The sequence below is a fragment of the Bulleidia sp. zg-1006 genome (genome assembly GCF_016812035.1).
GTDB lineage: Bacteria > Bacillota_I > Bacilli_A > Erysipelotrichales > Erysipelotrichaceae > Bulleidia.
Genome location: NZ_CP069178.1, coordinates 28,724 through 54,510 on the forward strand (window position 1 = coordinate 28,724; position 25,787 = coordinate 54,510).

General features: G+C 37.6%; 22 protein-coding genes. 21 read left to right on the plus strand and 1 reads right to left on the minus strand.

All coding sequences use genetic code 11. The features are described from left to right. Positions 1-37 precede the first annotated feature (37 nt). From JOS54_RS00150 to JOS54_RS00190, 9 genes are all read left to right on the plus strand, one after another. On the plus strand, positions 38-571 hold the full coding sequence (locus JOS54_RS00150) for a hypothetical protein (RefSeq protein WP_203245059.1): 534 nt from the start codon (positions 38-40) through the stop codon (positions 569-571). Continuing rightward, positions 564-1,889 (plus strand): tRNA uridine-5-carboxymethylaminomethyl(34) synthesis GTPase MnmE, encoded by a 1,326-nt coding sequence (gene mnmE / locus JOS54_RS00155; protein ID WP_203245060.1) that lies wholly within the window; start codon positions 564-566, stop codon positions 1,887-1,889. The genes JOS54_RS00150 and mnmE overlap by 8 nt, the downstream gene beginning before the upstream one ends. Continuing rightward, a complete protein-coding gene (locus JOS54_RS00160) occupies positions 1,855-2,661 on the plus strand; it encodes a TatD family hydrolase (RefSeq protein ID WP_238928355.1) in 807 nt (268 codons plus the stop codon). The genes mnmE and JOS54_RS00160 overlap by 35 nt, the downstream gene beginning before the upstream one ends. A gap of 126 nt (positions 2,662-2,787) precedes the next feature. Continuing rightward, complete coding sequence (gdhA, locus tag JOS54_RS00165) at positions 2,788-4,134, plus strand: NADP-specific glutamate dehydrogenase (RefSeq protein WP_203245061.1); 1,347 nt, start codon at positions 2,788-2,790, stop codon at positions 4,132-4,134. Between the two features lie 86 nt (positions 4,135-4,220). Beyond that, the gene (gene rnmV, locus JOS54_RS00170; RefSeq protein ID WP_203245062.1) at positions 4,221-4,850 is read left to right on the plus strand and encodes a ribonuclease M5; all 630 of its coding nucleotides are present in this window, start codon (positions 4,221-4,223) and stop codon (positions 4,848-4,850) included. Next, positions 4,757-5,599 (plus strand): 16S rRNA (adenine(1518)-N(6)/adenine(1519)-N(6))-dimethyltransferase RsmA, encoded by an 843-nt coding sequence (rsmA, locus tag JOS54_RS00175; protein WP_203245063.1) that lies wholly within the window; start codon positions 4,757-4,759, stop codon positions 5,597-5,599. The genes rnmV and rsmA overlap by 94 nt, the downstream gene beginning before the upstream one ends. Next, on the plus strand, positions 5,589-6,431 hold the full coding sequence (locus tag JOS54_RS00180) for a 4-(cytidine 5'-diphospho)-2-C-methyl-D-erythritol kinase (protein WP_203245064.1): 843 nt from the start codon (positions 5,589-5,591) through the stop codon (positions 6,429-6,431). The genes rsmA and JOS54_RS00180 overlap by 11 nt, the downstream gene beginning before the upstream one ends. Positions 6,432-6,433: 2 nt before the next feature. After that, complete coding sequence (locus JOS54_RS00185) at positions 6,434-7,357, plus strand: NTP transferase domain-containing protein (protein ID WP_203245065.1); 924 nt, start codon at positions 6,434-6,436, stop codon at positions 7,355-7,357. Between the two features lie 53 nt (positions 7,358-7,410). Next, positions 7,411-8,385: a ribose-phosphate pyrophosphokinase gene (locus JOS54_RS00190; protein ID WP_203245066.1), complete on the plus strand. Its 975-nt coding sequence runs from the start codon at positions 7,411-7,413 to the stop codon at positions 8,383-8,385. A gap of 74 nt (positions 8,386-8,459) precedes the next feature. On the opposite strand, the gene JOS54_RS00195 is transcribed toward JOS54_RS00190, so the two are convergent. Next, a complete protein-coding gene (locus JOS54_RS00195) occupies positions 8,460-8,672 on the minus strand; it encodes a cold-shock protein (RefSeq protein ID WP_203245067.1) in 213 nt (70 codons plus the stop codon). A gap of 174 nt (positions 8,673-8,846) precedes the next feature. Here JOS54_RS00195 and metG point away from each other — a divergent pair, with 174 nt between their 5' ends. From metG to JOS54_RS00255, 12 genes are all read left to right on the plus strand, one after another. Continuing rightward, positions 8,847-10,790 (plus strand): methionine--tRNA ligase, encoded by a 1,944-nt coding sequence (metG, locus tag JOS54_RS00200; protein ID WP_203245068.1) that lies wholly within the window; start codon positions 8,847-8,849, stop codon positions 10,788-10,790. Positions 10,791-10,850: 60 nt separating this feature from the next. Continuing rightward, positions 10,851-11,624 (plus strand): NAD(+)/NADH kinase, encoded by a 774-nt coding sequence (locus JOS54_RS00205; RefSeq protein ID WP_203245069.1) that lies wholly within the window; start codon positions 10,851-10,853, stop codon positions 11,622-11,624. 12 nt (positions 11,625-11,636) lie between these two features. After that, positions 11,637-13,139, plus strand: coding sequence for a hypothetical protein (locus JOS54_RS00210; RefSeq protein WP_203245070.1), 1,503 nt, complete (start codon positions 11,637-11,639; stop codon positions 13,137-13,139). Between the two features lie 236 nt (positions 13,140-13,375). Then, positions 13,376-15,901: a DNA mismatch repair protein MutS gene (gene mutS, locus JOS54_RS00215; RefSeq protein ID WP_203245071.1), complete on the plus strand. Its 2,526-nt coding sequence runs from the start codon at positions 13,376-13,378 to the stop codon at positions 15,899-15,901. Continuing rightward, on the plus strand, positions 15,894-18,731 hold the full coding sequence (uvrA, locus tag JOS54_RS00220; protein WP_203245072.1) for an excinuclease ABC subunit UvrA: 2,838 nt from the start codon (positions 15,894-15,896) through the stop codon (positions 18,729-18,731). The genes mutS and uvrA overlap by 8 nt, the downstream gene beginning before the upstream one ends. Positions 18,732-18,828: 97 nt before the next feature. After that, positions 18,829-19,767: an HPr(Ser) kinase/phosphatase gene (gene hprK, locus JOS54_RS00225; RefSeq protein ID WP_203245073.1), complete on the plus strand. Its 939-nt coding sequence runs from the start codon at positions 18,829-18,831 to the stop codon at positions 19,765-19,767. Next, positions 19,767-21,113 (plus strand): prolipoprotein diacylglyceryl transferase family protein, encoded by a 1,347-nt coding sequence (locus JOS54_RS00230; RefSeq protein ID WP_203245074.1) that lies wholly within the window; start codon positions 19,767-19,769, stop codon positions 21,111-21,113. The genes hprK and JOS54_RS00230 overlap by 1 nt, the downstream gene beginning before the upstream one ends. Positions 21,114-21,149: 36 nt before the next feature. Further along, a complete protein-coding gene (gene rapZ / locus JOS54_RS00235; RefSeq protein WP_203245075.1) occupies positions 21,150-22,013 on the plus strand; it encodes an RNase adapter RapZ in 864 nt (287 codons plus the stop codon). Next, entirely contained in the window at positions 22,006-22,947 is a 942-nt protein-coding gene (gene yvcK / locus JOS54_RS00240) for a uridine diphosphate-N-acetylglucosamine-binding protein YvcK (RefSeq protein ID WP_203245076.1), read from the plus strand. Before rapZ ends, yvcK begins: the two co-directional genes overlap by 8 nt. Then, positions 22,948-23,874 carry a DNA-binding protein WhiA gene (gene whiA, locus JOS54_RS00245; RefSeq protein ID WP_203245077.1) on the plus strand — a complete coding sequence of 309 codons (927 nt, stop codon included), beginning with the start codon at positions 22,948-22,950 and terminating at the stop codon, positions 23,872-23,874. Positions 23,875-23,897: 23 nt separating this feature from the next. Continuing rightward, on the plus strand, positions 23,898-24,845 hold the full coding sequence (locus JOS54_RS00250) for a DUF2156 domain-containing protein (RefSeq protein WP_203245078.1): 948 nt from the start codon (positions 23,898-23,900) through the stop codon (positions 24,843-24,845). Beyond that, complete coding sequence (locus JOS54_RS00255) at positions 24,805-25,722, plus strand: GNAT family N-acetyltransferase (RefSeq protein ID WP_203245079.1); 918 nt, start codon at positions 24,805-24,807, stop codon at positions 25,720-25,722. The genes JOS54_RS00250 and JOS54_RS00255 overlap by 41 nt, the downstream gene beginning before the upstream one ends. The last annotated feature ends 65 nt before the right edge of the window (positions 25,723-25,787 follow it).

A 25,787-nucleotide genomic window follows, 5' to 3' on the forward strand; every position in this document is an offset into this window, starting at 1 on the left:
AGAGCAGGCAGAGGCCTGCTTTTTCTTGGAGGTTTATATGATTAAAAAATATTACCAATCGTTACATAGTCTAAAATATTCTCTTATTTTACCGGGATTAACCTTCTTGATTTTTGTGATTGCCTATATCAGAGATAAGAAACATAATTCATCTTTAACCACGGTTTTAATTATTCTAGTTGCTTTATTAGCAGTCATTATGGTCTTTTATTACCTGGGAAAAGTACGTATTTCTAAACAATTAAAGACGATTGAAAACCTTGATGCCTATAAAGAAGGTGGTATGGTGGATAAGTCTTGGATTTTAGAAAATCGTATATTATCGTATCATCAAGGTGTTATTCAAGAAATAAATGTTTCTGATATTCAATCCATGAAAGTGGAAGAAGGTAAACATGGCAAATACACGTTCATTTTTAATGATCATGTAAAAATGTCTTGTCAAGATTTATCGGAAGGTAGAAGATTATTAGCTCTTCTTCTAAAGGCGAATCCTTCTATTCACTATCAAGGCTTAGAACCGGAAGGGAATGGTCGTATTCAAAGTCTAGGAGGAAAAAAACATGAGTAATGATACAATCGTTGCAATATCTACAGCTGATGCGATGGCGGCCGTTTCCATCATTCGTATTTCCGGACCAGATACTTTCTCTATGGTTGAAAAGCTTTGTCATAAAGATGTTTCTAAGGTGGCAGGCTATCGTTTGGTGCGGGCTGAGGTATTTGAGCAGGAAGAAGTGGTGGATGATATTTTAGTTGCTGTTTTTCATCATCCTCGTTCGTATACCGGTGAAGATGTAGTGGAATTGAATTGCCATGGGGGTGTGTATTTAACACATAAGATTCTACAATTAATCCTAGGCTTAGGAGCGCGTCTTGCAAAAAGAGGAGAATTTACGCAAAGAGCTTTCTTAAATGGAAAAATGGATTTATCGCAAGCGGAAGCGATTCAAGACTTGATTGTGGCGGAGGATGAAATCAATACGAAATCGGCAATTCATACATTAAAAGGCTCTATCCTAAGAGTTCTTAAACCGCTGGAAGAGGACTTAATTCAAATGATTGCTCATATTGAAGTGAACATCGATTATCCGGAATACGATGATGTGGAAGTATTAGTGCAATCGGATATTTTACCGAAAGCACGTGTGTGGCGAAATCAATTAAAGAAATTAGTTACCCGGTCGGAAAAAGCACAGGTAGTGAAAAATGGTATCCAAACAGCGATTGTTGGTCGTCCAAATGTTGGTAAGAGTTCTTTGTTGAATGCACTATTGGAAGAAGATAAAGCAATCGTGACAGATATTGCCGGTACAACAAGAGATATTGTGGAAGGAAACATTCGCATTGGTTCCTTCTCTTTGCATTTGATTGATACTGCCGGCATTCGTGAAAGCCATAACCAAATCGAACAAATAGGTATTGAAAAATCCAAACAAATGATGAAACAGGCACAGCTGATTTTATTGGTTTTAGATGGTTCTCAAGAATTAACATTAGAAGACCAAGAGCTTTTGGAACAAACTAAGGATAAGACAAGAATTATTATTTATAACAAGAAGGACTTAGGAACTAAGTACGATGGTGTTCAAATCAGTGCGGCGAATGGAGATGTGGAGGAATTGATTGAAAAGATTGGAGAATTATTCCAACAAGAAGTCCTTGCGGCAAATGGGGATACTTTAGCAAATGATCGTCAAATTGGTTTAGCAAAGGCTTCATTAAGAGCAATGGATCAAGCGATTGAAGCTTTAGAAGCTGGTATGGAATTGGATTTGGTTACGGTTGATTTACAAGAAAGCTGGAATTGTTTGAAAGATATGAGTGGGGGCAGAAGCCGAGAGAATTTGTTGGATGAAATATTTTCTCGTTTCTGTTTGGGTAAATAGGATGAGATTTTTAGATAGTCATTTTCATTTGATGGCAGAAGAGTTTGATAAAGATCGTGAAGTTGTATTACAAAGAGCCTTAAATCAAGGGGTTAAAGATTTAATGGTGATTACCTTGGATAATGAAGAAACGAAAAAGGCGATTGAATTCAATCAAGCCCATGGCAATCCATTCTTGATTGCGGCCGGTATTTTTCCCGAGGATTTAGAAAAGAATAATGAAATCTATTGGCAAGAGTTTTGTGATTTATGTGCAAAACCAGAAATAAGTGCGATTGGTGAAATTGGTTTGGAATACCATTGGGTAAGTGACCCCGAGCTTCGTGAAAAACAGAAACTTTTGTTCGCAAAACAGATTGAGTTATCGAAAGCGTTGAATAAGCCTTATTTGGTGCATAGTCGTGATGCGATACAAGATACTTTTGACATTATGAAAGCTCATGGTGGTCGTGGTTTGGTGCATTGTTTCCCAGGCTCACTGGAAATGGCGAAGGAGTTTAATAAGTTTGGTTTTTACCTAGCCATTGGGGGTGTTTTAACCTTTAAAAACGCAAAACATGCTCCGGAGGTGGTTAGGGGGATGGATATTCGTTATTTATTAAGTGAAACGGATGCGCCTTATATGACTCCGGTTCCCCATCGTGGTCAACGTAACGAACCTAGTTATATTCCTTACATTGTTGAAAAAATGGCAGAGCTTCGTGGTATTTCTAAGGAAGAAATGACGGCTCAAATTCAGCAAAATTGGTTAAATTTTTTTACTAAAAAGTAAAAGAATTTTCATAGAAGAAAAACAGAGCAATCAGAATACTCATTCTATTTTTAAAGATTTGAAAGGATTTATATTCAGATTGGATAGGTGTACAATGAAAACATTCTTAAAAATAAGGGGGCTATCATGAACGAATATGTACAACGTGTTATCCATAACACGAGTGAAAAACACAAAGATCAACCAGAGTTTTTACAATCGGTCACCGAGGTTTTAAAGACGATTGAACCGGTTGTAAAAGCGCACCCGGAATATGAAAAAGCGGCTTTATTAGAACGCTTAGTTGAACCGGAAAGACAAATTCTTTTCCGCGTTGTTTGGAACGATGATAAGGGTGAGGTCCATGTGAACACAGGGTATCGAATTCAATTCAATGGCGTGCTTGGTCCATACAAGGGTGGTTTAAGATTTCATCCATCTGTGAATCTTTCCGTCTTAAAATTCTTAGGGTTTGAACAAACCTTTAAGAATAGCTTAACCACTTTAGCGATTGGTGGCGGAAAAGGGGGAAGTGATTTTGACCCTCATGGTAAGAGTGATGCGGAAATCATGCGTTTTTGCCAAGCTTTTATGACCGAATTATATCGCCATATTGGACCAAATACGGATGTACCAGCGGGTGATATTGGTGTAGGCGGTCGTGAGATTGGTTATTTATTTGGTCAATACAGAAGAATTCGTGACAGTTTTGATAATGGCGTGTTAACGGGTAAAGGCTTGACATTTGGTGGTTCTTTAATTCGTCCGGAAGCAACGGGCTTTGGGGTATTGTATTACATTCAACGTGTTTTTGAACACGAAGGGCTTGTGTTAAAAGGGAAAACCATTGCGGTATCAGGCTATGGAAATGTGGCTTGGGGTGTTTGTAAGAAAGCAACTGAATTGGGCGCTAAAGTCGTTACAATTTCCGGTCACAATGGTTATGTTTACGATCCGGAGGGAATTGATACCAAAGAAAAGATTAATTTCTTATTAGAAATGAGGGCTTCACAAAACGCCAATGTGAAGATGTATGCCGATAAATTTGGTTGTGCCTTCATGGAGGGAAAGAAACCTTGGGAAGTGAAGGTGGATATTTGTATTCCATGTGCGACACAAAATGAAGTTGATTTATCTGTTGCGGAAATCATGGTTCAAAATGGCACTCAGTATTATTTCGAAGGAGCGAATATGCCGGCTACGAATGAGGCGATTGCTTATTTGCAAGGGAATGGTGTTTTAGTTGGTCCGGCTAAAGCGGCGAATGCAGGTGGTGTTGCGGTATCGGCTTTAGAAATGAGTCAAAATAGTGAGCGTTTAAGTTGGAGCTGTGAAGAAGTTGACCAAAAGTTAAGGGAAATCATGTACAATATCGTGGATGTATCTTATCAAGCAAGTGAACGTTATGGTCTTAAACGGGATTTGGTTTCAGGAGCGAATATTGCCGGCTTTGAAAAAGTGGCGGAAGCGATGATGGCACAAGGACTGATTTAGGGATTAAATAAAAAACTGGAATTGATTGATAGTAAGCATTTTGTTTCTATGAAATTAGAAATTGGGAAACGGTTATACTATAGCTAATGAAAAAAGAAAAAATACAAGAAGTCATTATCATTGAGGGAAAACACGACACGATGGCTTTAAAAGAAATCTTTGATTGTGAAACGATAGAAACGGGTGGAACTTCTTTATCCGAAACAGTTTTTCAACAAATTGAAAAGGCATTACATAAAACAGGGGTGATTGTTTTTACTGATCCGGATACCCCGGGCAATCAAATCCGTTTTAAAATAAAAGAAAGATTTCCAAGCGTTAAAGAAGCCTTTATTCCTAAAGATAAAGCGAAAACACGAAAGAAGGTTGGTGTGGAGCATGCTAAGGCAGAGGATTTAATTCAATCTTTACATCATGTGATGACAACCTTTTCAACTAAAAACTCAGATATAGAGATGAAAGACTTAGTGGAATTAGGCTTAAGTGCCAATCCTTTGGCAAGTGAAAGAAGAGAATATATTGGTAATCAATTGCACATAGGTACAGCCAACGCAAAAACTTTTTTAAAACGTCTACAACACTATGGAATACAAAGAAAAGAAGTACAGGAGCTTACAAAATCATGGCAAAAGCAATCTCAACCCCATCCCGAACCAAAGAAATTCTTGAACAATACCAATTTAAAGCCAAGAAGAATTTTGGTCAGAATTTTTTAGTGGATCCCATTATCACAAAACGGGTGGCGAATGAAGCCAATGTGGATGGGGTGGTTTTAGAAGTTGGACCGGGTATTGGTAGCCTAACTGAACAATTAGCCTATGTTGCTAAAAAGGTGATTGCCTATGAAATTGATTTGGGTTTAAAAGAAGTATTAGCAGACAATTTTTCGGAATTCAAGAATGTTGAAATCCAATTCCAAGATTTTTTAAAAGTGGATTTGCGTGAAAAAATAAAAGAATGGAAGAAACAGTATGGAAAAGTTGTTGTTTGTGCTAATTTACCATATTACATTACTTCAGCTGTCTTATTTAAAGTGTTTGCAGAAGAGGCTATTGAAACAATTACAGTGATGGTTCAAAAAGAGGTGGGTGATCGTTTCAATGCGAAGGTGAACGATAGTGAATACTCGGCTTTAAGCGTTGAGGGACAAAGTTACTATGATATTAAGAAGCTATTTACCGTTCCAAGTCGTTCTTTTAATCCAAGTCCTAAAGTGGATTCGGTGATTATTCAATTCCAGCGGAAAGCAATAATGCCATCCTTTAACAGAGAGGCTTATTTTGGTTTTGTTCGGGATTGTTTCGGACAGAGAAGAAAGACCATTCGTAATAACCTGCAAAAGAATTTCAGCAATGAAGAAATTGATTGGGCTTTAACAAAATGTGGAATTGAAGCCGGTCAAAGACCACAGAATTTGAGTGCTTGTCAATACCAAGCTTTATTTGAGGTACTATATGCGGGATAGAGCCTACGCTAAAATCAACTTAGCTTTAGAAGTTGGGTCAACTAGATTGGATGGTTATCATGATTTGAGAATGGTGATGGTTCCGATTGATTTCTATGATCAAGTGGAAATCGTGCCATCCGATGTGGATGAGTTGATTTGTAATAAAGGATACATTCCTTTAAATCCAAAGAATACGATGTACCAAGCTTTAACGATTATCAGAAATCGCTACAACATTGAAGATAAGTTTTCTATTTCACTTCAGAAACAACTTCCTGTAAGAGCCGGCTTAGCCGGCGGTTCAGCCGATGCGGCGGCGGTCATTCGTTTATTAAATCGTATGTTGAAATTAAATATGAGTCGGAAAGAAATGATTGAAATAGCTTTGGATGTGGGATCAGATGTTCCTTTCTGCTTATTTAATCAAGCTTGTATTGTTGAAGGCAAAGGGGAAATCTTAACACCAATTGAAGTTAATTTAAATTTTGAACTCTTATTAGTCAAACCAAAAAATGGTGTTTCAACGAAAAAAGCCTTTCAATTAATTGGAGATGAAGATAAAATACCTTTGGATATTCTTCCATTAGCAAGGGCTTTAAAAGAAAGTGACTATGATACTTTCTTATCCGGCTTAGGAAACCATTTAGAATCGGTGGCGATACGTCTTGTACCCGAAATACAAGAAGTTAAACAAGAATTATTGGAATTAGGTTTTGATGCAAGTTTAATGAGCGGCTCCGGTTCAACGGTTTTTGGTATCACCAAATCAGCAGATTTAACTAATAGTGCGTTTAAAAAATTAAGGAGGAAAGGGTACTTTGTGCGAAGAACACATGTATTAAAGGGATAACTATGAATTCAGCAATTATTATGGCGGGTGGTAAGGGAACTCGCATGAAATCAAAGCTGGCGAAGGTTTTACATCCATTGTTGGATGTACCAATGGTGCAGTGGGTTGTGGATGGTTTAAAAGAGGCCGGTAGTGAAAGGATTGTGACCGTCGTTGGTTTTCAGCATGAAGAAGTTGAGAAACAATTGGCTGGACAATGCGAATTTGCACTACAAGCAGAACAGCTGGGAACAGGTCACGCTGTGAAACAGGCTACACAACTAAAGGAAGAAGATGGTATCACCATAGTGGCTAGTGGGGATTGTCCCAATATACGAGCAGAAACATATGCTTCTTTATATGACATGCCCGAAGATTGTGACATGATTGTTTTAACAGCGGTCTTAGAAAATCCCGGTTTATATGGAAGGGTTATTCGTCTAAAAGACGGAACCGTTGAAAAGATTGTGGAAGCTAAAGACGCTAGTGAAGAGGAATTGAAAGTAAGAGAAATCAATTCAGGGATTTACGCGTTTCGCACAAAGAAATTATTTGAAGCTTTGGAATTATTGAAGAACGATAATGCTCAAAAGGAATATTATTTAACCGATGTGGTGGAAATATTTCGTAAAAAAGGCTATCAAGTGCAAGCGAAAATAGTGGAAGATGCTCACGAAGTGGAAGGTTTGAATAGTTTGGTAGAAGTCGCTTCTTCAACGAAGTACTTACAAAGAAGAATCAATACGAAGTGGATGAAGTTTGGTGTACAAATGGTGGATCCGGAGAATACCTATATTGGTCCTTATGTGAAATTAGAAGCGGATGTATTTTTATATCCAAATGTCTCAATTTATGGACACAGTGTTGTTCATACAGGTTCGATACTTTACCCGGGAGTTTTTATAAAAGACAAAGAAATTATGGAAAATAGCACTTTATCCATTTAGAAAACGCTTAAATTGGGCTATAATCTAAACAGTTAAGGAGAAAAATAGTTCCAATGTTAAAAGAAACAGTTGTATTCGCACTAACTTCTAGCACAGGTCTTGCGTCATCCATTTGTAAGGAATTGGATCTTCCGCTAGGAAAAATTAAGGTTGAGCATTTCGCAGATGGTGAAATTTTAGTTGAACCTCAAGAATCCGTTCGGGGTCGTTCGGTATTTATTGTCCAATCCACCTGCACGCCGGTAACTGAACATTTGATGGAAGTTTTGGTTTGTATTGATGCTTGTAAACGAGCTTCGGCAGGTGAAATCAATGTTATCATGCCTTATTTCGGCTATGCCAGACAGGATCGTAAAGCAAAACCTCGTCAGCCAATCACTTCAAAATTAGTGGCTAATTTATTGCAAGTGGCTGGTGCTAATCGTGTGGTTACTTTTGATTTACATGCTGCTCAAATTCAAGGGTATTTTGATATTCCAATTGATGATTTAACAGCTGTTCCAATGTTGGGAGAATATTTTAAGACATTGCAAATTCCAAATGAAGATTTAGTGGTTGTTTCACCCGATCATGGTGGGGTGACGCGTGCTAGACGAATGGCGGATATTTTGGGTGCCCCAATTGCCATTATTGATAAGAGAAGACCACAACCAAACGCCGTAGAAGCACAAAATGTGATTGGTGATGTCAAGGATAAGACTTGTATCGTCATTGATGATATTTGTGATACGGCCGGTTCTTTGGTAGCTGGTTGTCAAATCTTAAAGGATTATGGAGCAAAAGAAATTTACACAGGTATTACCCATGGTGTTTTCTCTCGTGATGCGATTGAAAAGATTGAAAATTCACCAATTAAGGAAATGGTCATCTCCGATACAATTCCATTTGAGCAAGAAAAGAGAGTTAGAAGCACAAAGGTAAAGGTTATCTCTATTTCAAGTATGTTGGCTAAGACGATTATAGCGATTCGTGGTCACGCTCCTGTTTCTAGGGTATACGAAGATTATAATTTTGATATGTTTAAATAGAATTAAAAAGTTTTTGAAATGTGCCGGTCATTTAAAAAAGAGTGCTGGCACCCTTTTTTAAATCATAATGTCAATTATAACTTTTCGACGTTTGAAGCGTGTGGTCCCTTATCGCCTTCTTCGACTTCAAATTGTACAGCTTGACCTTCTTTTAAAGTTTTGTGTCCATTTTCATCGCCTTCTTTGATGGCTGAGAAGTGAACGAAAATGTCTTTTCCTTCTTCATCAGATGTGATAAAGCCGTAACCTTTTTGGTCGTCGAACCATTTAACTTTTCCAGTTAACATTCAATGAATCTCCTTACTATGTATTACGAAAATTTTTAAGGTTTCAAATACACGCTAATTGTACTTTAATTGTAAAGAAATATGCAAGTGAAATAGCATTATTTAGGTAAATAAGCGCTAAGAGTTTGTTATAATGGATAAAAAGCACTCATTTGTGCAAGGAGGACTCCATTGATGAGCGAAAAAAAACCATATTATATTACAACAGCGATTGCGTATACATCCGGCAAACCACATATTGGTAATGTTTATGAAATTGTTTTAGCCGATGCAATTGCACGTTATAAGAAAATGGAAGGCTATGATGTTCATTTCCAAACCGGAACGGATGAACATGGTCAAAAGGTGGAACAAAGAGCCCAAGAACAAGGTAAGACACCAAAAGAATTTGTGGATGAAATAGCGACTGTTGTTAAGAAACAGTTTGATGTTATGAATGTACAATATGATCGTTTCATTCGTACAACTGATCCTGACCATGAGAAACAAGTCCAAAAGATTTTTAAGAAATTCTATGATCAAGGTGATATTTATAAAGGTGAGTACGAGGGTATGTATTGTGAAGAGGATGAAGCTTTCTTCACAGCCAGCCAATTAACCGAAGATGGTTGTTGCCCGGTTTGTCACGGTAAAGTCAAACCAATGAAAGAAGAAACTTATTTCTTCCGTATGAGTAAATATGCCAATCGTTTGATGAAGTATATTGAAGACCATCCTAATTTCATTCAACCAGAAAGTCGCAAGAATGAAATTGTGAATAACTTCTTAAAACCCGGTTTACAGGATTTAAGTGTTTCTCGTACTTCGTTTAAGTGGGGAATTCCGGTTGAGTTTGATCCGAAGCATGTTATATATGTTTGGATAGATGCTTTAAGCAATTATATTACCGGTTTGGGTTATGATGTGGATGGAAATCATGGTTCATTATTTAAAAAATACTGGCCGGCAGATTTGCACTTAATTGGTAAAGATATTGTTCGTTTTCATACAATTTATTGGCCAATTATGTTGATGGCGCTGGATTTACCGCTTCCAAAACAGGTATTTGGTCATCCATGGTTGATGGTAGGTGAATCGAAGATGTCGAAGTCTTTGGGTAATGTCATCTATGCGGATGATATGGTTAATGTTTTTGGTGTTGATGCCATGCGTTATATTTTTTTGCATGAAATGCCATTTGCCCAAGATGGTCATATTACCTATGATTTGATACTGGAAAGAATCAATTCGGATTTAGCGAACAATATGGGTAATTTAGTCAATCGTACAATTTCCATGCAGAATAAGTACTTCAATGGTATGGTTGCTAATCCACGCAACGACGAAGAATTAGATGTGGAATTTAAAGAAACTATTTTAAGCAAAGTAGCGGAAGTGAAAGAAAAGATGGAAGAATTAAAGGTACAGGACGCATTGGATGTTATCTTGGAATTATTCTCTCGTTGTAATAAATACATTGATGAAACAATGCCATGGGTATTGGCTAAAGATGGTGAAAAGATTGGTCGTTTAGCAACGGTTCTTTATAACTTATTAGAATCGATTCGCATTGGTGGTATCTTATTAAGACCTTTCTTACCGGAAACCTCGGAGAAAATTTTAGCTAGTTTGAATACGCAACAAATAACCTTTGAATCTTGCAATGTGTTCGGTCAATTGGAAACGGATATTCAAGTGGTTGAACAACCAGAAATTTTATTCCAACGTTTGAATGAAAAAGAGGTTGCGAAACAGATTGATGAAATCAACGCCAAGTATGTTCAAGAAGAAAAGAAAAAAGCAATTCCTAAGAAACCAATGGTAGAAATGGATGATTTCAATAAATTGGACTTACGAGTTGCGAAGGTTTTGACTTGTCAAAGACATCCGGATGCGGATAGATTGTTTGTATTAACAGCGGATTTAGGTAACGGGGATGTGCGTCAAATTGTGAGTGGTTTGGCAGAAAGCTATATGCCCGGTCAAGTCATTGGTAAGCGAGTCGTTGTAATCGCAAACTTAAAGCCGGTAACGATTCGTGGTGTGGAATCAAGAGGAATGTTATTGGCGGGGAAGGAAGAAGGACGCATTGGCTTAGTGGAAGTCAATGGTTTGGAACCGGGTACAATAATTTCTTAAACCAAGTTTTAAAAGCTTGGTTTTTTAGTATTCCAGTGAGAAACTTGGTATACTATCCTTATGAAGAAAATGAACAAATTTGTCTGCATTGTTCGTCCGGATGGAGTATCGATGCAGTTAAAAGAAGATATTCAAAACCATATGCTTAAAAAAGGTTGGCAAGAGGATTTAATCCAACCGGAATTGGTTTTTGTGATTGGCGGTGATGGTGCTTTTATCCATGCGGCTCATGAGTATGTGGATGTGCAACCTTTGTATTATCCCATTCAAACGGGAACCTTGGGTTTTTTTGCGCAATATAACCGAGAAGACTTTTATGCATATTTAGAGGCTTTAGAGGGTGATTATTACGAGCAAATTCTTCCTTTGTTAGAAACAAAAATCAACGATGAAGTGATTTATGGTGTTAATGAAATACGTATTGAAAATGTCATGCATACGCAAATTACAGATGTGTTGGTAAACGGTCATTTCTTTGAGAATTTAAGAAGTTCAGGTGTGTGTATTAGTACACAAGTTGGTTCAACTGCCTATAATCGTTCTTTAGGTGGAGCGGTTATTGCGAATGGTGTAGAAGCGATGCAGATGGTGGAAATTGCCGGTATTCATAATCAGAAATACCAGTCCTTAAACGTCCCCATCGTTTTCCCGTGGAATACAGTGCTTCGTTTTCAATCGAAAGATTTTGAAGATGCCGTTTTGGGAGCAGACTCGAAAGTGGTTTCTTTAAAAGGAATTCATGATATTGAAGTACGTTATTCCAAAGAAAAGAAAGTTCGTGTTTTAAGAACGAACTGGTTAAATCCTTTGGATAATTTACAATCATTATTTTAGTTAGGAGGGAAAATGAAAGCTTGGTATTCTATTTATGATGTTCTAAAAGTACCATTAGAAGCATTACTTTTGTCTCTTCTTTTATCTGGTTTATCAAATGTTTTGATGAATTCTTATTATGGCATCAATGTTTTATTTCAAAGTGAATATATTTTTGCCTTAGGAACGTTATTGATGCAGATAGCACGTTTTGTGCTGGTGAATTTCCCTTTTATTGTATTATTGGCATTTGCGTATAAAAAGGGAGATGGAATCGAGGTAACCGTTTCTTATATTAGTTATATTGTTGGAACTTTGGTAGCCCCTTCTTTTTCATTGCCGAATTATGCTTATGCGAATTTGTTTGATATTCACCGCTTAACGATAACGAGTTCCAGTTTGCGCTATCCTCTACAAACGGGTTTAATTGGGGTTTTGTTGGTAATGGCTGTTTATTCTTTTATACAAAGAACCGAAAGAACAAATATAATTGGTGTAGATATGAAGTCATTATTAAAGATGGCAATATTATTTTCAGTGATTGGTGTTGGTGTTGGTTTTATTTGGCCTTTTTTGGTTAAGGAAATGGAACATGTGAATACGTATATAGCAGTGGATACGAATAATCCTTTCCGAATGAGTTTGTATGGATTTTTGGATAGGGTTTTACAGACAGTTCATCTTGGGGCTTTGATTCGTCAGCCTTTTTGGTACGGCTTGAATGGTGGTAGTTGGGTGAATTTAGCCGGTGGAGTGATTAAAGGTGATGCGTATATTTGGACAGCACAAATGAGTGTGGATCAAACCACTGCCTTAGCCGGTCATTTCTTTACTCCTTTTTATGTGCTGAACCTAATCATCATTCCTAGTTTGATTTGGACACTCTTTTCTTTAGAAACCAATCGAGTGAAGCGTAAGAAGATGATTAAAGTTTATCTTGTATTAACCATGACTTCTTGGCTGGCCGGTATTTCATTGCCAATTCAGTTGGTATTATTGTTCTTAAGTCCACTATTATTTATCTTCTATGTTGGTATGAATGGTTTATTATATGGGGTATTGCAGATAACGCAAATTCGTTTAGGCTATCTTACGAATGAGGCTAATACCATTATTTCAATGCCGGGCACATTAACCGAATATTTATATTACTTTAGCAAACCATTTCTTTATCAAAGTTTGATTTGGATTTTAGTCATTGGTGTTGGTTTTTCGATTTTGTATATTTTAGCAACTCGCTTTTATTTCAAACATATGGCTTTGGATATTTTCTTTTCGGGAAAGCGAAAGAGAATGGTTCATGATGTTCTTATGGCTTTGGGTGGGGTTTCGAATATCCGGCAGTTAGATTCAAATATTCATAGTTTAACGGTTCGCTTGTATGATTCTGGTTTGTTGGATATGTCTTTGTTAAGAAATACCGGGTGTATGAAAGTGTGTCATAGTTCTTATGGAGAAGAGCTTTCATTTGGGGCATGTTCAACGATCTTAAGAATGGATATATTAAAGGAAATAAGGAGTCAACCAGAGGCTTAGGAAAATGAAAAGCTGATTTTAATTAGTATGAAAATTGAGATAGCTTCGGGCTTATTGAGAGGTGTATCGTCATCTTTGAAAGCTTCTCTTAATTAAAGATAAACAAGGAAGGCTAGCCAAGAGAACGTTTGTGCCTTTAAGAAATTGAAATGTAATGAACAGAGGTTAAGTGAAAAAGTAAGGGGAGAAATATCCCTTATTTTTAATGCTATAATAAACGAAGTTTAGGAGGCGGTATGGCAGAAAAATATACACCCATGATGGAACAGTACCTTAGTGTTAAGAAGAATTATCCCGATACATTATTGTTTTATCGCGTGGGTGACTTTTACGAAATGTTTTTTGAAGATGCTTTAACAGCCTCTAAAGAATTAGATTTAGTATTAACCGGAAAATCGGCCGGCGTGGAGGAAAGAGTTCCCATGTGTGGTGTTCCTTTTCATGCTGTCAACGCTTATATTCCAAGGCTTGTGAACAAAGGCTATAAAGTAGCGATTTGCGAACAACTCACTGATCCAAAGGAAAGTCAAGGATTGGTGGAAAGAGATGTTGTTCGTATTATCACTCCAGGAACGATGGTGGATGAAATACAAGATGATCGACAAAGTGTGTATTTAGCGGCGATTGAAGATATGGTTTATGGCTATAGTATAGCCATTGTGGAAATGAGTACGGGAGAAAACTATTTACAAGAAATCAATCATCAAAATCTTCATTTGATACAAAGTCTTTTAAAAGCAGATGTTCGTGAGTGTGTGGTTTCTTCTAACTTTGATAAAAAGCTTCAGAAACAAATTCAAGAACAGGGGATTTTAATTTCCATTAGTGAAGAAACCAAGATTGATTCCAGTTATAATTCCTTAACCATTGATATTAAAAAAGAAGCACTATTAAAAGCCTATGGAAGAATGTTAAATTATCTTCAAAATACCCAGAAACAAACTCTTACTCATTTACGTCAACCGAGTTTAGAAAAAGAAGAAGATGCCTTATACATGGATTTTTCAACACGCTTAAATTTGGAATTGGTGCAACCACTTCGTCAAAGTGCCAAGGCAGTAACTCTTTGGTCTTTTTTAGACCATTGTACCAGTGCTATGGGTTCAAGAGAATTGAAGAAGTGGATTGAGAGACCTCTTATTCAGAAAGAGAAGATTGAAAATCGTTTAGATAAAGTTGGCTGGATGATAGAAAATTTTATGGATCGTTCTTTTATTCGCGATAGTTTAAGTCGTATCTATGATTTAGAAAGAATTATCACCCGTTGTGCCATTGGTTCAGCTAATGCAGTAGATGTACAACGCTTAGGGAAAACTTTGGCTGAAGTACCGGCTGTTCTAGACCGTTTACCGGAAGCATTATTCCCGGAAATTCAAAGACTAGATGCCCTGCCGGATTTATATAAAGAAATTGATATGGCTTTAGTGGAAAATCCGCCATTGCTGTTGTCTAATGGTGGATTATTTAAAGACGGGTATAATGCGGAATTGGATGAAGCTCGTTCTATTCAAAAAAACGGTCAGGATTTCATTATGAATTTAGAAGCCAAGGAAAGAGAAAGAACGGGAATTAAGACACTAAAGATTGCGTATAATAAGGTCTTTGGTTATTATATTGAAATTTCAAAAGCGGCGGCGCAATCAGTAAAAGAAGAATGGGGCTACACACGCAAACAGACCTTAACCAATAATGAGCGCTTTATTTCCCGGGAATTAAAGGTGGAAGAGGATCGTATCTTACATGCGGCAGAAAGAGCAGTAGAATTAGAAAAGAAACTCTTTCAAGAGTTAATGAACGCTATTAAGAATAAGCTGTGGTCATTACAAGTATTAGCCCGTGCCTTAGCGCAAATTGATGTCTATGCGAATTTGGCTGAGATGAGTCAGAAGCATCAGTATGTACGTCCGATATTTGATGAGCTTGTCTTGGATATTGTTGATGGAAAGCATCCAATTTTAGATGCTCAAATGAAGCATCCAAGGTATGTTGCCAATGCTATTCACCTAGATGCTGAAAAGTACTTAGATTTAATCACAGGGCCAAATATGGGTGGTAAAAGTACCTATATGCGTCAAGTGGCTTTGATTGTTTTATTGGCGCAGATTGGTTGTTATGTCCCGGCAAAGAAATGTCGGATGCCTATTTTTGATAAAATCTTTACCCGCATTGGAGCAAGTGATGATATTTTAAGCGGTCATTCAACCTTTATGGTGGAAATGAAAGAAGCGAATCAGGCTTTGCAAGAAGCTACTTCTCATTCTTTGATTTTATTTGATGAAATAGGGCGTGGTACTTCCACGTATGATGGTATGGCTTTAGCTCAAGCCATGATGGAATACATTGCTCATGTGGTTAAAGCAAAAACGATGTTCAGCACTCATTATCACGAATTAACCGAAATGGAAAATTATTTGGATTGTGTCATCAACGAACACGTGTCTGTGAAACAAAAAGATAAAGATGTAACATTCTTATATAAAGTGGAAAAAGGAGCGGCCGGGCATTCTTATGGAATTAATGTGGCACGCTTGGCCGGGTTACCGGAATCGGTTTTAGAAAGAGCGAAAGATATTCAAAAAGACTTAGAAAATACCGACCATCTTCAACAAGCTAGTTTTCAGTTTGTGGAAATGAAGAAGGAAGATTCAACCATTTCTAAGCTGAAGGATTGTCTAAACAACGTGGATATGGATGATTTAAGTCCGAAACAAGCTTGGCAATTCTTAGCTGATTTACAAGAAGAGGTAAAGAAACATGAATAACGATAGAATTGTAATTAAAGGCGCAAAGGAAAATAATTTAAAGAATATTAGCTTGGAAATTCCTAGAAATAAAATGGTTGTCATGACGGGCTTATCGGGATCGGGGAAAACCAGTTTGGCTTTCGATACGATTTACGCCGAAGGACAGCGTCGTTATGTTGAGTCACTTTCTGCTTATGCCAGACAATTCTTAGGTGGGGTAGAAAAACCAAATGTGGAATTAATTGAAGGCTTAAGCCCGGCCATTTCCATCGATCAAAAAACAACTTCCAATAACCCTCGTTCAACGGTAGGTACTGTAACGGAAATATACGATTATTTGCGTCTTTTATACGCTCGTGTGGGAGTTCCTTATTGTCCAAAACACCATATTGCGATTACCGGTCAAACCATTACAGAGATGGTTCATCAGGTGATGAAATTAGAAGATGGTAGTCGGTTGAGTGTATTAGCACCGGTGGCTCGTAATAAAAAAGGAACGTTTAAAGAGGAATTTCAAAATTGGTTGAAAGCCGGGTATATTCGTGCTCGTGTGGATGGTTCCATCTTTTTGTTAGAAGAAATAAAAGAATTGGAAAAGAATAAACGCCATGATATTGATGTGGTAGTGGATAGAGTGGTTAAAAAAGAAGAGGTTCGTTCACGTATTCATGATTCCTTAGAAACGGCTTTGGGTTTAGCCGATGGGCATGCTTTGGTTTTGAATGGTAGTGAAGAGTTGTCCTTTTCTTCTCATTTTGCTTGTCCTTTATGTGATTTTACAGTTCCAAATTTAGAACCACGCCTATTTTCTTTTAATGCGCCTTTAGGGGCTTGTGATATGTGTCATGGTTTGGGAATTACAGAGGAAGTGGATGTGGATAACTTAATTCCAGATTGTCATAAAACCATTCGTGAAGGTGGTATTCGTTATTATAAGAATATTGTTGGTACGGATAACATTGAATGGCAGACTTTTGCGACGTTATTAAAGGCTTATAAGATAGATATAGATACACCAATTGAACAATTCACTGAGAAACAGATGAATGCGATTTTATATGGTTCAGATAAACCAATCCCCTATAAAATAACTTCTTCTTCCGGTAGAAGTTATACCAGAAACGAATATATTGAAGGAGTGAAAACGATGATTGAGCGTCGTTATGTGGAAACGACTTCTTCCATGAGTAAAGAATGGTATCATAGTTTTATGGTAGAGAGTCCTTGTCCTAAGTGTCATGGAAAACGATTGAATCAAGAAGCTTTATCGGTATTAGTTGGTGATAAAAACATTTATGAATTCACAGCTCAATCAGTTGTTAAGGCGTTAACGTGGTTAGAAAGCTTAAAACTAGATAAAGAAGCGAAAACCATTGCCGAACTGGTGTTAAAAGAGATATCGGCTCGTTTATCTTTCTTAAAAAATGTTGGTTTGGATTATTTAACCTTAGATCGTTTGGCCGGTACTTTATCAGGTGGTGAAGCACAGCGTATTCGTCTAGCAACGCAGATTGGTTCACAATTGAGTGGTGTATTGTATGTGTTGGATGAACCATCGATTGGCTTGCACCAAAGAGATAATCAACGTTTGATTGCGACTTTAAAGAAAATGCGGGATTTAGGTAATTCGCTTATTATCGTTGAACACGATGAGGAAACGATGAATGAGGCAGATTGGCTTGTGGATATTGGTCCGGGGGCTGGTGTTCATGGGGGACAAGTGATGGCGAATGGTAAGCCGGAAGATGTAAAGAACAATCCAAACTCCATCACGGGTCAGTATTTAAGTGGGAAAAAGATTGTGCCAATGCCAAAGAAACGACGTAAAGGTAATAAAACCTTTATTGAAATCAAAGCTGCCAGTGAGCACAATTTGAAGAAAATCAACGTGAAATTCCCATTAGGTGAATTGGTTCTAGTAACAGGTGTTTCCGGTAGTGGTAAGAGTACTTTAGTCAATGAAGTTTTAGTAAAAGCGGTCTTAAAAAATTTAGGTCGTACAAAAGTTCACCCAGGTGCTTTTACATCCATCAAAGGTTTAGAAAATGTGGATAAATTGGTACAAATTGATCAAAATCCAATTGGTCGTACACCAAGATCCAATCCTGCCACCTACACCGCTGTCTTCGATGAAATTCGTGATGTTTTTTCAAAAACACCAGAAGCGAGAATGCGTGGCTATGATCGGGGTCGTTTCTCTTTTAATGTAAAAGGGGGGCGTTGTGAACATTGCCAAGGGGATGGAGTTAAGATTATTTCCATGAATTTCTTACCGGATGTAACAGTTCCTTGTGAGGTATGTGGGGGAAAACGATACAATGAAGAAACTTTACAGTGTACATACAAAGGAAAAAACATCTATGATGTTTTAGAAATGTCGGTAGAAGAAGCACTACAATTCTTTGAAAATCATCCAAGAATTAAGAATAAGCTACAAACTTTACAGGATGTTGGTTTAGGCTATTTGAAATTAGGACAATCTTCAACTACTCTATCCGGTGGTGAAGCCCAGCGTGTTAAACTAGCCTCTGAGCTACAAAAGCGTCCAACCGGCAAAACGGTTTATATCTTAGATGAACCAACAACAGGCTTACATACAGACGATGTTAATCGTCTAATCTCTGTTTTACAAAGAATTGTGGATAATGGGGATACGGTTATCGTTATTGAACATAATTTAGATGTGATTAAGAATGCGGATTGGATTATTGACCTTGGTCCGGAGGGTGGCGACCAAGGGGGAACCATCGTGGCACAAGGTAGTCCTGAAAAGATTTGTGAAGTGAAAGAAAGCTGGACGGGGAAATACTTAAAGAAGGTCATGGAATGGACAAAAAATCATGAATAAACAAAGAGTCTTTGAAGAAAAAGGCTCTTTTGTCACTAGATGGCAACTTGGTTTTTATTCTGGTAAGACAATGTTATAATACTGCTTAGGAGTTTGTATGCCCAATAAAAAAATCGTCACAATACAAGAAATAGTCAATTTCTTCCATTTTGTCCAAGTAACAGGGGATGAACATTCTTTACAGAATTTCACTAAGGATAACGATATCAACCGTCCCGGTTTTGAGTTGATGGGTGAGTTTGGTGATTCGGTTCCTTCACGCTTGGTCTTAATTGGCAATAAAGAAATTCGGTATATTAACAGTATGTCCATCCAGCTGCAAGAAACACGTTTTCGCCAGTTGTTGGACTATTATAGCACTGCTATTATCGTAACCCAGAATAATCCTATTCCGGAAGTTATGATAGCGATAGCGAAAGAGTTGAACTTTCCTGTTCTAAGCACGCCTTTAGAAACCAAACAAGTTACCGCTGAATTAGTTTCTTTTTTAGATGAGAAATTGGCGGAAGAAGACACAAGACATGGCGTTTTGGTTTCGGTGGATGGAGTTGGTGTTTTAATCACCGGAGCCAGTGGTATGGGTAAGTCGGAAACGGCTTTAGAACTTATTCACCATGGTCATATTTTAGTGGCGGATGATCGTGTGGACATTTCGTATGTTCATAATGATTTGTATGGAAGAACACCGGAATTATTGATGGGCTTATTAGAAATTCGTGGTATTGGTATTATCGATGTTGAGAAGATGTTTGGTGTTTCTGCCATTCGTCATCGATCTAAAATTGATTTGGTCATTGATTTAGTGCCTTTTGATAATCAAAAGGAATACGACCGCATTGGCGGTGAAGATTTGGAACACATGGAAATTTTAGGTGTTTCCGTTCCAAAGCTAACATTACCAATCAGTGCCGGTCGCAGTTTGGCAGTGCTTGTGGAAACAGCTGTGAAACATTTTATGCTGGTGCGCACCGGTAATGCTGGTGCCAAAATTATTGAAGAAAGATTTATGCGATTAGCAGGCAAGGAGGAAGTGTAATGGAACTGTTCCCTGATTCGACAACTCTATTGAGCCTAGGAAGTTTTTCACTACCTTTTTATGCGCTTAGTTTTTTGATTGGTACTTCCTTTGTGGCTTGGCTTTCCTATCAGGAGGCGAAGAAAAAAGGAATTCGGCGTGAGCTCAATGTGGAAATTATTGCTGTTACAATTTTAGGTGCCATCTTAATTTCCCGTGTTTTTTGGGTGCTTGAAAATTTAAATAATTATTTAAAGTATTTGCCGTATATTTTTGCTTTAAATGATGGTGGTTTCTCTATTGTTGGGGGGCTATTTGGGGCAACGATATTCATTAGTCTTCATGCTAAAGAAAGACACTTATCAGCGTTACAGATATTAGATTTTGTGGCACCATTGTACTTAGGAGCTAGTGCGATAATTCGTATGGCTCGTGCTTTGGAAAGAAATAGTGTTTGGTTTGCGATTTTCTTAGATACGGTGGGCGCCTTTATGATTTGGTATTTATTCCGCCCTTATCGCCATGGCTTTAAACGTGGACAAGCCTTTGCGTTAACATTTATTTGGCTTGGTTTAAGTACCCTTATAACAACGGTATTTAAATGGGATCCAAATTTGAAGTCACAATTTATTTTAGAAGTAATAACAGAAGCACTTGGTCTTTGTTTGTTGTATTGGGTGTATCAACGCAAAGTGGATAAACCAATTTTATTGTTTGACTTAGATGGAACGATTATGGATAGTCGGCGAATGGTGTTGTACTGTTATGCTTACTTGTTTAAGAAATATAGTAGCTTGAAAAACTTCACTATGGAGAGACAAGAAGAGGTCTTTGGGGCTTCTTTGAAGGAAGAAATCGAAAAGTTTTTCCCAAATCAAGATGCGAATGTCTTGGTGCAAGAATATCGTCAATATCAGCGATCATTTTCTTGGTCAAAGGAAGTTTCTTTATTCCCGGAAACACAGGAAACATTGGAATACCTTTGGCAACAGGGATATACCATCGGCTTGGTTTCTTCACGCTTGACAGAGAGTTGTGAATCTTGGTTGAAGCAACTTCATTTAGACCATTGTTTTTCAGTGGTGGTTGGTCGCGATCAAGTAAAACATCCAAAGCCGTCGCCGGAAGGTATTTTCTTTGCTTGTCAGAGATTGAAGGTTAGTAGTTCCAATGCGATTTATATTGGTGATAATGTGACTGATATTCAAGCCGCTAAGAAAGCCGGTGTTTTTGCGGTTGGTTTTAATACCGAGCAAAGAAAGTTAGCACAGTTAAAGAAAGAAAAACCAAATGTGATTATTCATCAATTGGATGAATTGAAAGACGTTTTAAAGGCTAATCACGCTTGGACTTATGACAAAATGTAAAAAGCCTTTTTAGGCTTTTTTTGGAAAGGATGGGACATGAAAAATAAATCAGTGATTTTAGTCAGTGGAATGAGTGGAGCGGGTAAAAGTTCAGTGACACGCATTTTAGAAGATATGGGCTACCATATTATTGATAACTACCCTGTACAGCTCATGAGTTTTTTGGTGGATATGATTGAATCCAGTATTGATCCCCGTTATGAAAAAGTGGCTTTAAGCACGACAGCCCAAGATTTCCCAACCTTTTTACGTCTTTTTCGTGGAGCGGACATTCGTTTACAAATTCTCTTTTTAGATGCTCAAGATTCCATCCTATTAAAGCGCTATAAAAGCACAAGACGTATTCATCCATTGTTGTTATCGAATAGTGCGAACACGTTGGAAGAAGCAATTTCTATGGAACGCCAAACCTTTCAACAATATCGAAGCCCAGATGTCATTACAATGGATACTTCCTTTACAACTGAAAAGGAATTAAGGGCAAAATTAGAAAAATATTTTTTAACTTCTAAGAAACAAGGCTTTTCAATCTCTTTTATTTCCTTTGGTTATAAGTATGGTTTACCAATGGATGCAGATTTGGTCTTTGATGTGCGTTTCCTACCAAATCCTTTCTGGGAGGTCTCTTTACGTGGGTTTAGCGGTAATGATGAAAATGTTTATACGTATGTAATGGAGAAGGAAGAAACGAAAGAATTTTTACAATATTTAATGACCTATTGTGATTATGTATTTGGAAAATACCGTGAGGAAGGAAAGAATCATTTGACCGTAGGTATTGGTTGTACGGGCGGTCAGCATCGTTCTGTCACTATCACTAATTACTTATTTGATGTCTACAAAGAGAAATACCATTGTTACAAAGAACACCGTGATGAAAAGGAATGGTTCCATGAATAAGAAGAAAATAGTGGTTATTGGTGGTGGACATGGTCAAGCAACGATTTGTCGTGGGTTAAAGGAATTAGACAAGGTGGAATTAACAGCGATTGTGACCGTAGCGGATGATGGCGGCAGCACCGGTCGTTTGCGCAAGAAGTTTCATATTCCGGCCATGGGTGATATTCGTAACGTCATGATTGCGATGTCAAAGAGTGAATCTTTGATGCGGGTTTTAATGGAATATCGGTTTGAAGATCCGGATGGAACAGAAGTGGATATTGCCGGTCATAACCTTGGAAATTTAATTTTGACTGCCCTAACGCAACAAAGCGGTAACTTTTTAGATGCCATTCAACAAGTCACGGAAGTCTTGAATGTGCAAGGTAAAATTATTCCTGCCACAACTGAAGTGATTTCTTTGTTCGCAAGAATGGAAGATGGTGTGGTTGTGAAAGGGGAAGCGAATATTCCTACCTTGGATAACCATATTGTTGAAGTGTTTTATGAGAGAAATGTGCAGGCAACGCCACAAGCCATTGATGCGATTATGAAAGCAGATGTGGTGATTTATGGAATTGGTTCTGTGTATACCAGCATTTTACCAAATGTGATTATTCCGAAGGTAAGAGAAGCTTTGAAGAATACCAAAGCAAAAAAAATATATATCTGTAATGCGATGAGTCAACCGGGAGAAACCGACGGTTATTGTTTAGAAGACCATGTGCAAGCCCTATTCGATCATGGAGCTAAAGTGGATGTGGTCATTGGAACAAGTGATACTATCCCACAAAAGATATTGGATACTTATGAAAAAAATGGTAGTTATCCGGTACATGTATCAGAGTCGAATCATTCGTATCGTTTGATTATGGAATCTTTACTTATGTTTGATAATGGTTTAATTCGTCATAATCCGAAAAAGATAGCCGAAGTGATAGAAAGAGAGGGATAGATGTCCTTTGCGACAGAAGTGAAAGCGGAAGTAGCGGCGAAGAAGATGAATGAGAAGGATGGACGAGCTTGTTTATCGTCCCTTTTGCAGTTGTGTTCTTCTTTGATTTTATCCAATGGGGGGTTTCAACTGATAGTTTCCACTGAAAATGCGGCGGTGGCTCGTTTGATTGTTCGTTTAATTAAAGAATTGTATCAATCAGAGCTGGAATTGTTCATTAAGAAAAAGATGAATTTGAAGAAGAATATTATTTATGGTCTTCGCATCTATGCCCAAGCAAAACCTTTATTAGAGGATTTAGGGCTTTGGAGCAGTCGTGGTTTATTGGCAAAGCCTTTAGCGAAAATGGTCGTTTCTTCTTCCCAAAGTCGAGCCTATTTAGCTGGTTGCTTTTTGGCTTGTGGTTCTATTAATAATCCGGAGAAATCCAGCTATCACTTGGAAATTAGTGCTAATAGTCAAGGTCATGCAAAATTTATACAAGCCCAAATGAATAAGTTTTACATTCAGGCAAAAATCATCCAAAGAAGAAATAAATGGGTAGTTTATGTGAAGTCGGCAGAAAAAATAGCTGATTTTTTGCGTTTAATAGAAGCGGATGAAGCAGTGATGAATTACGAGAACATTCGTTTATCAAGGGATTTTAGTAATTCAATTACTCGTTTGAATAATATGGATGTTGCTAATGAGGTTAAGAGTCAAAATGCGGCGATGAAACAGCTGGAAGATATTCATCTTTTAGAACAAAGAGGAGTTGCAGTCGATAAGAAGCTAGCGGAAGTCATTCGTTTACGTAAGGAATATCCAGAAAGCTCTTTAGTCGAATTATGTTTGTTGTATGAACGGGAAACAGGTATGCCCATTTCAAAATCGGGTATGAAGCACCGCTTTGTGAAAATTCATGAGCTTGTGAGAAACGGTTTTTAAAACATTGTGGTAAAATACGTAACATGTTAGTGGAAAATATTAAAAATGATTTTATGCCAATCTCTTTAAAAGATTGGCAATGGGTACAAACCTATTTAGAAAAAAGTGACTATGAGGAATCCAATCATAATATTGTGAATATGATGTTGTGGTTAAAGGAATATCCTCTCTTTGTGAAAGAAGAAGAACACTACCTATTGTTATTGGGAATTCATGAAGGGCAACTATTTGTTTATATGCCTTTAGCGGAAGAGGGTTATTTGCGAGAGGCTTTATTGGATGCTCGGCAAATCTTTGATTTTTATGGTGTTCCTTTTTGTTTGAGTTGTTACACCAAAGAAGTGATGGATTTTGTGTTAGAGGTATTCTCGGATTTATCTGCAGTGGAAGAAAGGTCGGCGGCGGATTATGTGTATGAAGCCGATAAATTAAGAACTTTTTCAGGTAAGAAGCTACAAAAGAAGCGCAATCATATTAATGGCTTTTTGAAGGAGTACGAAGGTCGTTGGACTTATGAAAAGATAAACTCTGAAAATGTTGGGGAATGTTTGGAATTTTTAGAGAATTGGCGTTCGGATGACCCCGATGATTTTTTGCAAAGTGAAAGAATGGGCGTAGAGAAAATCTTACACTTGGTAGATGTTTTGCCATATAAGGGTGGTTTAATTCGAATTGATGGAAAAGTGAAGGCTTTTGCGATTGGTTCTCTCTTAACAAAACGCATGGCACAGGAGAATATTGAGAAAGCGGATAGCTCGATTCGTGGCTTGTATCCAATGATATTAAAAGAGTGGTTGGGGCATGAATATCCAGGTGTGGAACTGCTTAATCGTGAAGATGATACAGGAAGAGACAATTTACGCTATGCCAAGATGTCACTTCATCCGTTATACTTAATAAAGAAATATCGTATAAAAAGGAGTGATGAAGATGATTCAAAGAGCTCTTTCTTCACAAACGGAAGAAATTAAGCAATTATGGAATCTTTGTTTTAAGCAGGAGGATTCTCGATACACCGAGTATTATTTTAAGTATTTGTTTCAAGCGGAACATTGTTACGTCGTGGTTGAGGATGGCAAGGTGGTTAGTTCTTTGATACGGGCGCCACATAATCTTGTGTTACATGGTCAGGTTTTAAGAACCTCGATGATTTTAGGTGTGTGTACACATCCAAGTTATCGGCATCGTGGCTATATGAAACAATTGATGGATATTACACTAGATGCTTGTGAACATTCGGAATTGGTTACGTTAATTCAAGCTTATGATCCAAGATTATATGAACCTTATGGTTTTGAAACGATTTATCGTCGATCGGCTTTTAAAATGCAAGCAAGGGATTTACCACGAACCAATGTTTTCGGTTTGAATTATAATCCAAAGGCTCTGGATTTATTGAAGGTGTATTCGGTATTTATTCGTCGTTTTAATGGTTTTTATGCACGTGATTTAGCTTATTTTGTGAAGTATCGCAAAGAGATTATTGCCCAAGGTGGTAAAATCGTGGCTTATTATGATGGTAAAGACCAAATCCAAGGCTATGCGTCTTTATTGCCGGACGGTAAGAAACAATTACGGGTAGAAGAAGTTGTTTATTTGGATGCGACTTGTTTGGTGAAATTATTGAATGCGGCGGCGCGTGAGAATCCGAATTTGGTATTAGAAGTTAGTGAAGCTGAAGATTTGAGTGGGGCTTTCCCAAAGGCTGAAAGAGTCATTTATGATTCAACGATGGTGCGTTTAAATCATCCCGTTTTGTTTTCAAAGCTATACGGTCACAAAGTAGAAACAGTGAAGGAAGCCTTTGCCTTGGACAATCGACCATTAAATTTAAATGAGTTTGCCTGAAAGCTTAAAATGAAAGGGCTATCATTGTTCTTCGCAATTGACTGTTTATGGTCAGGATACTACAA

Coding starts and splice junctions, on each gene's coding strand:
- JOS54_RS00195 (WP_203245067.1), bottom strand. CDS start 8,672: ATGTTAACTGGAAAAGTTAAATGGTTCGACGACCAAAAAGGTTACGGC.
- JOS54_RS00250 (WP_203245078.1), top strand. CDS start 23,898: ATGTTAGTGGAAAATATTAAAAATGATTTTATGCCAATCTCTTTAAAA.
- rnmV (WP_203245062.1), top strand. CDS start 4,221: ATGAAAAAAGAAAAAATACAAGAAGTCATTATCATTGAGGGAAAACAC.
- JOS54_RS00210 (WP_203245070.1), top strand. CDS start 11,637: ATGAAAGCTTGGTATTCTATTTATGATGTTCTAAAAGTACCATTAGAA.
- metG (WP_203245068.1), top strand. CDS start 8,847: ATGAGCGAAAAAAAACCATATTATATTACAACAGCGATTGCGTATACA.
- JOS54_RS00160 (WP_238928355.1), top strand. CDS start 1,855: ATGAAATATTTTCTCGTTTCTGTTTGGGTAAATAGGATGAGATTTTTA.
- JOS54_RS00255 (WP_203245079.1), top strand. CDS start 24,805: ATGATTCAAAGAGCTCTTTCTTCACAAACGGAAGAAATTAAGCAATTA.
- whiA (WP_203245077.1), top strand. CDS start 22,948: ATGTCCTTTGCGACAGAAGTGAAAGCGGAAGTAGCGGCGAAGAAGATG.
- mnmE (WP_203245060.1), top strand. CDS start 564: ATGAGTAATGATACAATCGTTGCAATATCTACAGCTGATGCGATGGCG.
- mutS (WP_203245071.1), top strand. CDS start 13,376: ATGGCAGAAAAATATACACCCATGATGGAACAGTACCTTAGTGTTAAG.
- JOS54_RS00205 (WP_203245069.1), top strand. CDS start 10,851: ATGAAGAAAATGAACAAATTTGTCTGCATTGTTCGTCCGGATGGAGTA.
- JOS54_RS00180 (WP_203245064.1), top strand. CDS start 5,589: ATGCGGGATAGAGCCTACGCTAAAATCAACTTAGCTTTAGAAGTTGGG.
- rapZ (WP_203245075.1), top strand. CDS start 21,150: ATGAAAAATAAATCAGTGATTTTAGTCAGTGGAATGAGTGGAGCGGGT.
- uvrA (WP_203245072.1), top strand. CDS start 15,894: ATGAATAACGATAGAATTGTAATTAAAGGCGCAAAGGAAAATAATTTA.
- JOS54_RS00230 (WP_203245074.1), top strand. CDS start 19,767: ATGGAACTGTTCCCTGATTCGACAACTCTATTGAGCCTAGGAAGTTTT.
- JOS54_RS00185 (WP_203245065.1), top strand. CDS start 6,434: ATGAATTCAGCAATTATTATGGCGGGTGGTAAGGGAACTCGCATGAAA.
- yvcK (WP_203245076.1), top strand. CDS start 22,006: ATGAATAAGAAGAAAATAGTGGTTATTGGTGGTGGACATGGTCAAGCA.
- rsmA (WP_203245063.1), top strand. CDS start 4,757: ATGGCAAAAGCAATCTCAACCCCATCCCGAACCAAAGAAATTCTTGAA.
- JOS54_RS00150 (WP_203245059.1), top strand. CDS start 38: ATGATTAAAAAATATTACCAATCGTTACATAGTCTAAAATATTCTCTT.
- hprK (WP_203245073.1), top strand. CDS start 18,829: ATGCCCAATAAAAAAATCGTCACAATACAAGAAATAGTCAATTTCTTC.
- gdhA (WP_203245061.1), top strand. CDS start 2,788: ATGAACGAATATGTACAACGTGTTATCCATAACACGAGTGAAAAACAC.
- JOS54_RS00190 (WP_203245066.1), top strand. CDS start 7,411: ATGTTAAAAGAAACAGTTGTATTCGCACTAACTTCTAGCACAGGTCTT.